Source organism: Gardnerella sp. 30-4 (genome assembly GCF_001641215.1).
GTDB lineage: Bacteria > Actinomycetota > Actinomycetes > Actinomycetales > Bifidobacteriaceae > Bifidobacterium > Bifidobacterium leopoldii.
This window is the reverse complement of sequence record NZ_LXJL01000094.1, coordinates 1-9397: the sequence shown is the minus strand read 5'-3', so window position 1 is coordinate 9397 and position 9397 is coordinate 1. Positions and strand designations below refer to the sequence as shown.

2 protein-coding genes are annotated in these 9397 nt (G+C 42.1%); both read left to right on the top strand.

The window, feature by feature from the left end:
- The first annotated feature begins 133 nt into the window (after window positions 1–133).
- The gene (locus tag A5294_RS05410; protein WP_231880203.1) at window positions 134–8926 is read left to right on the top strand and encodes a Rib/alpha-like domain-containing protein; all 8793 of its coding nucleotides are present in this window, start codon (window positions 134–136) and stop codon (window positions 8924–8926) included.
- Window positions 8927–9112: 186 nt separating this feature from the next.
- The coding region (locus tag A5294_RS06925; RefSeq protein ID WP_231880202.1) for a hypothetical protein at window positions 9113–9397 on the top strand (285 nt) is incomplete at its 3' end.

Sequence of the window (9397 nt, the reverse complement as noted above, 5' to 3'; positions counted from 1 at the left end):
GTGCATGCGCATAAATATTTATGCCAGTATTCGTTATGAAAAAATAACGAATAAGTATAGAAAAAATGGACATAAGTTTAGAATAAAACGCACTCATAGAAGTAAAAGTTAAAACCAAAACAAGGGGAATACTATGGCAAATAACACTCGCAAAAAGCTCTCTAGCAAAAAAGCTACGAGCGCATTTGCAAACACATGCGCATATTACGCAGCAAAAACGAACGCAACTTCCGCGTCTGCTACCATGCGCAAGGTGTCATTGAGCACACTTGCCACAGTTCTTACTGCCGCCACTTGCTTAGGCGGTCAGCCAATCCTCGCATCCTCTAATATTCTTCTTCCTCCAACTACGGCAGCTTTTGCGCAAGAAGTGCGTAGCGCAGACACTACTACTCCTTGGTTGCACACGCCAAATATTCTTGAGTTCCAGAGGTATCGCTTTGCTAACAGCAATGGAAACACTGGTTCAACAGCCGATTTAGGTGAATACGATAACACCACCAAGAAATCGGATATGTACGCACATCTTGAAAAGAATGGAAACGACCAATACCTAGTCTTCGATGTGTTCTTTAACAACGATGGTAAATCTATGGTCACCCATTCTACACAACACCAATATATGTGGCAGATTCCTTATGCAATTGCAGATTTAAATAGTAACGGTTCTTACAAAGGTGACACATTAAGCGATGTTTCCTTTGATTTCTATAAACGCAATCAAACTAATCCACAAATGACAAATGCTGTTCTTTCACGCGACATTGGCTTGTTCGAAAAAGATAATAGTAAATCATTTGTTACTGGTTTCTTAGGAAAGGATAATGATCACAATGGTTCTATCTATTTGTATACCTTAGGTATACGTATGGGAGCCAGCAACAGACAAGATTTGAATGCTACTTTCCACAACAATGCAGGCGACGGAGTCATTAGCAATGCTACAACACTGAAAGGTGTTTACAGTAAGTACAGTTATGGCATTGGTTTAAGAACCACAAACGTCAACTACGCAGTACACATGCATTGCAAAGTAAAATTACGTCAAGGAGTCACTCTTGACGACATTCAAGATGCTTATACATTAGCAAATACGAGTAGTTATGGAACTACTACTAACTCCGCATACACCTTTATTTCTGGTCGTGAGCGCTGGAGTGAACCAAATCTTAAGCGCACAAAAAGCGATAAAATCCCTCCAAAGCTGTATTTTAATGGCAAGGAGCTTACAGATGATTCCAGTAGCATTACCGTGTATCAGGGCGAGTCGCCAAAGATCTCTTTCGGCACTTCCGACAATAGCGAAAAGGTAACTAATTTCTCTGTAGGCGGATTCCCGGATAGCATAAAGAACGCAAACTTTACAGACAAGAGCAACGACGGTTTTGACGCGACTGAAAAAAATCACTACAACCACGAAGTTAAAGACGTTAAGTTTGAGAACAAGAACGGTAATACGCCAGTAAACTCCGACTACACGATTACTGTTTCTGCAACCGACGCTTCCGGCAACAAAGCGGAAAAGAAAGTCACTGTACATCTTAGGAACCTGAATAAGAAGTACAAAGAACCAACTGCTACACCAATTACTGTTGATTGGGGGCATACGCTTACCGAAGATGAGCTCAAGCAGCAGATTCAAGGCAATGATGGAAAAGGTACAATAACTTTTATTGACAAGAAGTTGCCAAAGACAAAACTGTCCGAAAGCCATTTCAAACATTCTCGTAACACTCTGCAAGTCGCATCAAAAATCATATATGCAGATGGATCCTACCATCTAGTGAACATTCCTGTAATAGTTAAAAAGCCACTCGCTTTTGAGCACGCACCAAAAGGCAGCGAGAACGCTGTAACCGTTGGGGATAAACTTAAACAACCAAGCGATTACATAACACTCGAAAATAATTCTGGCAATAAAGTTAAGCCGCAAAAAGTCGAATGGTACGGCGGAAAGCCTAATTCCAGCACAATTGGCAAATTTAATAACACTGTCAGAGTAAATTACACAGACGGTAGCCGCAAAGACACTACTGTAACATTTAACGTTAAGCCGAAAACACCTGTTATTGAAACGGATTTGAACGGTCGCGCAAAAATTAAAAACCAGAAAGTAGTAGTAAACGTCGGCACTGGGTTTATACCAGACGCCACAAACACGGTTACCTTATACGATGCCAACAATAACGCAATTGGCTCTACTACCGAAATCAAAGACGGTAAGGCAATTATTACTGTAGCTAATGGCATACCTGCAGGAAACGTATATGCAGTTACAAGCAGTTCATACAACAATTCTCAGGATAAACATACAAATACCTTCAATTTATCTTCCGATAAAAGTGAAAACCATCAAGCTACAGAAGATAAACAAAAACCAACACTTACAGCAAACGACGCAACTGCAAAAGTTGGAGAAAATTTAAGCTTTAATCTTGAAGCAAAAGATGATATTAAAATTGACGACTTCAATATTGCAACTCCATTATTACAACTTGTAAATAATGATTTTTCACGTTTGCAGATCGATTACCAAGGAACACAAACTAATCCAAAAGATCGCAAAGTAAAAATTACTATACTCGGCATGAAAGCAAACGAAGTTGGCGAACACAAGCTTAAGTTCTCAGTTACCGATGCTGCTGGAAACAAAACTGAGAAGGAAGTTAAGCTAATAGTTAAGCAGCCTTACGAACTGAAAGCAAATCCTATTACCGTTGACTTAGGACATGAACTTACTAGTGATGATGCTAAGAAGATATTTGAAAACAGCAAGAATGTTCCTTCTGGAACAACATACACTTGGGTTACTAAACCTGAAACCAATTCAACCGGGAAAGAAAAGCCAGGCAAAGTAAAAGTCAGCATTCCTGGAGGAGAAACTAAGGAGATTCCTGTAGCTGTAACAGTTCAAGATACAGTGAAACCAGTAATAAAGGTGTACAAGAAAGGTCCTGGTGACACTTGGACTGAAGTAACCGAAAAGGTTACTGAAGGCAAAACAAGTTACACAAAGATTGACACGTACCACGGTGACAAGTGCGAACTGAAAATAACTGCAACCGACAACAGTGGCAAAGTTACAGATTTGAATATTAATAGTTTATTAACAGGCTTGACTACATCTGATTTTGCAACAAAGCAAGGCGCTGGTTCCGAAAATGATCCTCGAGCTATAAAGATTGCAGGCAATGTGCCGAATGGCATGGCTGCCGGAGCGTACTCTAGGACTCTTGTAGCAGTTGATGGTTCTGGAAATAAAACTAATCTTCCAATTCGCTTTGTTGTGCACACTCAAGCAGATAAGTTTAGCAAGATTACTCCAAAGGATATAACTCATAACATTCCTGCTGACGGCAATAGTAACAATCATCCAAAGGCTGAGGATGGTATCTCGGAAACTAGCAAGAAAGATTTGCCAAAAGGTACCACGTATTCTTGGGTTAAAGAACCAGATTGGAATAAGCCTGGCAAAGATACAACTGCTACAATTCGCATAACGTTCCCAGACGGTTCTCACGTAGACGTTTCGCCAAAGCTTACTGTTACGGATACTATTAAGCCTGTTATTGAAAAGCCTGATCTAGGAACAGCATCACATGCAGGCAAAAACCATTACTTGCTGAAAGTTCATCGCGGACAGAAGTTTGACCTTACACTGAAAGTTCACGACAACACTGGCAAAATAGTCGGCGCAAGCTTGGATAACAATGTACCTGATTGCGGAATTACTAATACTGCCCTAAAAATTGACAATGCAAGCAACCACAGTGTTAAGAACCCTGCTATTGTGCATATAACTGGCACAGCACCAACCAACGAAGGAACAAGCCAATATTGGAGTCGTACTGTTACTGTAACAGACGAAGCTGGTAATAGATCTGAACTCCCTATTCAGATTGCTGTATATACAAGCGCAGAGGAACACAAAGCCACATCAAAGCAAGTCCGAAAACCATTTAATACAGCAGTAACTGTTAAAGACATTCAAGATGCAATAACAACTGACTATATAAGTAAAGACCAAACTAAGAAACCGGTAGTTTCTGTGAAAGCTGGCGAAAAATTACCAGATGGCACAACTTCTGGAAACTCTAAGGTTACAGCAATTGTTGCTTATCCAGATGGTTCCACGACGGAAGTTGTAGTTCCTGTCACTATTGATACTGCTCTTAGTAGAACACATATTCCAACATCTAACACAATAGAAAAGCCTTACGGCTCTACTCAAAAGCAAATAGAAGATTCTATAACAAGCACCTCTGATGGCGGCGGAATATCTTGGCCTAATAACAAAATTCCTACAGGAAAGACAACAATTGAGATTTCCGACAAAACCAAGATTCCTAGAGGAACTGAACCTGGCACATATGAAGTTCCTGTAAAGATAACGTATAGCGATGACTCTGTTGGATATGTCACAGTAAAAGTTAAGATTGGCGAACCACAGAGCAAGAGTTACAACCCACAGGGCAATACGCTTACGTTTGATTACAACTCGAAGCCAAAGACTAAAAACATATCCGATAAAATTACTGGTGTTGGCAAGGATAAAGGCATTAGCTTTGGTAAAGATACAGCACTTCCTGATGGTGCTCATATTGCTATTGACAACACACATAACATTCCAGACGGAACTAAAGCTGGCACGTTTGATATTCCTGTAACCATTACGTATAAGGATGGTTCAGAAGATCATACAGTTGTTAAGGTAACAATTGGCAAGCCACAAAGCGAAACAAATAAGCCAACTGTTACTAATATAACGAAAGAATATGGTAAAACAACTAACGAAGATGAAGTAAAGAGTCACGTTACTTTTGACGGTAATAAACCTAAACCAACTTCCGTAACTATTGAAAATGCTAACGATATTCCAGATGGTACAACTCCTGGCGACGTAAATATTAACGTTAATATTGAGTATCCTGATGGCTCTAAGTCTTGCGTTACTGTAAAAGTTACTACTGGAGATCCTGATACTAAGACTTACGCACCAAGCGCAAACGAAGTTAAGAAAAACCGTGGTGATAAAATCACCGCTGATGACATTAAGAATGCTGTAAAGACTTCTACAGTTGATGGCAAGACCCCGGATAAGAGCAAAACAAAAGTAGAGCTTGTAAACAAAAACAACTTGCCTGATATGACTAAGACTGGCACAACTAATGTTCCTGTTAAGGTCACATACCCAGATGGGTCAGAAGTTGTTCTTGAAGTTCCAGTGGTAGTTAGGGATACTGACAAGGATATTTACACACCAACGTCTTCTACGCTAGAAAAGCCTTACGGCTCAACTATTAGCGAGAAGGATATTACTGATAAGGTGACAGTTCCACACTTTGTTGGAGATGCAACTAAAATCTCTTACAAAGTCAAGGATACTAAGAAGATTCCAGGGGAAAAGTCAAATCCTGGAGTTTACACGGTAACTGTAACAGTAACTTATCCGGACAAAACAAGCGAAGATGTGGACGTAAACGTTACAATCTTGAATAAGGATTCCGACTCTTACGAACCAACCGCTAAAACTCTTACGAAGAAGCACGGCGAAACGATTAGCAATGACGAGATTACTAATCAAGTAAGTGTGCCTAACTATCCAAGTGGTGATAGCAAAAAGCATCTGACTAAGACTGTGGAAACTGGAAAAAAGCTTCCAGATACAAATACTCCAGGCGAAAGCGATGTACCGGTTATTGTTAAATACCCAGATGGTACAACTGACACTGTAAAAGTTCATGTGGTTGTTAAGGATACAGATGCGAATACGCATACTCCACAAGCTGAACCACTTGAAAAGAATATCGACAGCGGAAAGCCAACAGACACTGACATTACAAGCCAAGTAAGCGTTCCTACCTGGCCAACGAACGAAACACAAAAGCCAACTTACTCTATTGCTGATGGCGATAAGGATAAGATTCCTGCTGGAGATAAGGCTGGCAAGTTTGAAGTGCCTGTAACAGTTACGTATCCGGATGGATCAACAACTGTTATCAACGTACCTGTAACTATTAAGGCTCCGACTCCAAAACCGCAAGTTGTGACTGTGCCAAAGGGCGTGGAACCTAAGCCAGAAGACATGATTTCCAATAAGGATAAGTTCCCTGATGGAACCACCTTCGAGTGGAATAAAGACAGCAAGCCAGACACCAAGACAGCTGGAAACAAGCAAGGCACTGTTGTTGTAACAGTTCCAGATCAGCCTTCTCAAGAAGTGCCAGTGACTGTAAACGTTGTTGACCCAACTGCATCTGAAGTCAACGTGCTACAAAAAGGCAAATTGCCAGAAGCTAAAGATGTTATTAAGGATTCTAGCGATAAGAGTAAATTCCCTGATGGCACTCAGTTCAAGTGGAGTAAGGAAGATACACCGGACACTAACAATACTGGCAAAAAGAACAGCAAGATTATTGTTACCCTCCCAGGTCAATCCCCTGTAGAGGTGCCTGTAACGGTTAATGTTTTGCCAACGCCAGAAGCGAATATTGTGAACATTCCACAAAATGGGACAGATTTCCCAATCGCAAGTGATGTTATTAAGGATTCTACCGATAAGAATAAGTTCCCTAAGGGCACTAAGTTCGAGTGGAAAACTAAGCCAGATACTAAACAGTCTGGCAACAACAAGAAAGGCACAATAACCGTCACTGTTCCAGGTGTAAATGGAAAGCCTGGAACTTCTGCTGATGTAGAAGTTACTGTGAACGTAACTCCTGAGCCTAAGGCAAAGGACACCTCCGTTATTCAGAACAGCGATCCTGATCCTAAGAACAGCATTGAGAACAAGGATAAGTTCCCAGACGGAACTACCTTTACTTGGGGTACAGGCAAAGACGGAAAGTCTGGCAAGCCAGACACATCTACAACTGGCGAAAAAACAGTAAACGTTGTGGTAACTGTTCCAGGACAAAAGCCTAAAGAAGTGACTGTAAAAATTACTGTTACAGCATCTCCTGAAGGAAAAGACGTAACCGTGCTGCAAAAGACTGACGGCAAGGATACCACTCCTCAGCCAAAGGATGTTATTAATAATCTACCTAAGGATGCTAGTATTTCTTGGAAGAAGAAGCCTGATACGTCAAAGACTGGCAACCAGCCAGGAATTGTGACTGTTAAGGTGGATGGCGAGCCAGATGTTGACATTCCAGTCAACGTGCTCGTTGTGCCAAATCCAAAAGGCAAGACGGTAAACGTGCAAAAAGACTCCGCTTTGCCGGATCCAAAAGACATGATTGCCAATAATGGTGACTTCCCTGAGAAAACCACATTTACTTGGGCAACTAACGGTAAGCCATCAACGTCTAGTACTGGTGAGCAAACTGGAACTGTTGTTGTAAATATTCCGGATATTACAACTCCTGTGAATGTAACAGTAAAAGTAAACGTTGTGGATAAAGACAAGCTATTTATCAACGATGACAAAGCCGAGAACACACCGGATAAGCCTGATAAGACCACTATTACTGGTAAAACTCAGCCAGGAAACACAGTAACTGTCAAAGACAATGACGGTAATACTGTTGGTACTGGAGATGCCAACAAAGACGGAAACTTCACTATCGAAATCGATAAGAAGGATCCTGGTACAAAACTCGAGCTTGTTCCAAGCAAGGGTAATAACGAAGGCACTCCAGTAGAAGTAAAAGTTACTGCTAAGCCACAAAAGCCAAAGATTACGGTACCAACCGACGATCACAAGAACGGCGGAAATGTAACTGTAACACCGCCACACGGCGATGAAAACGTTGTCAAGATTGTGATTAACGACAAGCCAAATCCGCTTAACGGTCCAGAAAAGCCAGAACAGACAATTATTGTCAAGAAGGGTGATGACGGCACGTGGAAGATTGACGGAGACACTCCAGAAGGTGTAACTGTTGATCCGCAAACTGGCGTTGTTACGATTCCGGCAAAAGACTTGGAAGACGGTAGCACTATTACTGCAGTAGCTAAGAACAAGACGGATAAACCATCTGATCCTGCTACTGCTGTAACCGGCTTTAAGACTCCGCAGATTACCAAGCAAACGCTAAAAGACAATCCATATGATTCTACTAAACAAATCATCACTGGAAAGACGCTTCCAGGCGCGAAGGTAATTGTTACCGACGAAAAGGGCAAGGAAATAGGAAGTGGCGTTGCAGATAAAGATGGCAACTTCACTATTACTATCCCGAAGCAAAAGCCTGGTGCTATCGTCACCCTCACGCCAACCAATGGTAAGGGTGATGATGCAAAGACGGGCGATAGTGTAAATATTACTATCGGCGGAAATATTACTAAGCCAAAGATTGACACTCCAACCAATGGTGGCGCTAGCGTAACGCCGGATCTCACGGATACTCGTGTCAACAAGGTTGTAATTACCTACACGCCAGAAGGCAGTGAAACAACCGCAACGATTACCGTTGTTGCTGAAGGCGATAAGCATGAGTGGAAGATTGACGGCTCTGCACCTAACGGCGTGACTGTTGATCCGCAAACTGGCGTTGTTACGATTCCAGCAAACAAGATTAAGCACGGTAGCACTATTACTGCGCAATCAGAAGACAGTAGCGATAAGACTGGCAAGAGCAAGTCAGAAGTGGTAACTGCTAAAGTTGGCGAAAAGGAGAAGCCTGCACCAACTCCAACGCCTATCCCAACAGACAGGCCACTTGTGGTAACACCACAAGATGGTGCCGAGCAGGGCTCTGCAACTGTTACACCACCATCTGACGCTGATTCTATGGAGATTACATACACTCCTGAAGGAACTGGAGCGGCTGGTGAAATACCTGGAATCTCTATTCCTGGTTCCCCGTTGGTTCCAACACCAACACCAGTACCTACCCCAACACCTACCCCAACACCAGCGCCTGATACCACTCCTTCTACACTCGTAACAATCAGAGTGAAGAAAGGAACGGACGGCAAGTGAACATTTGACGGAAAAGCTCCAGAAGGCGTAACCGTTGATCCAACTAGTGGTAAAGTAACGATTCCAGCAAATAAGATAAAGGACAATACTGAAGTTACTGCAAAATCGACGAAGGGTACGTCTACTTCTCCAGAAGCAAAAGGAACAGCTGGGGCAAACCCAACAGGAAACCCAACGCCGTCTCCTTTGCCGTCTCCTTTGCCGTCTCCTTCACCGCTTCCTGATAAGCTTCCTGACGTTCTTCCTGAGCAACTTCCAGAAGAACCTACTGAGCAAAATCAAAGCGACAAGAAGGAACAAGAGCAAGATTCTAAGGACAATAAGCAGCAAACCCAAACTGCTAAAACTCAAGAATCTAATGAGAATAAGTCTGATTCAGACTCTGTAAAGCAAAATGCAAGCAACGCGAAGAACGTAGCAAATAACGCTCCGGCACGGCACTCATCCGGTAAGGTCACTACTTCAAATCTG

Coding starts and splice junctions, on each gene's coding strand:
- A5294_RS05410 (WP_231880203.1), top strand. CDS start 134: ATGGCAAATAACACTCGCAAAAAGCTCTCTAGCAAAAAAGCTACGAGC.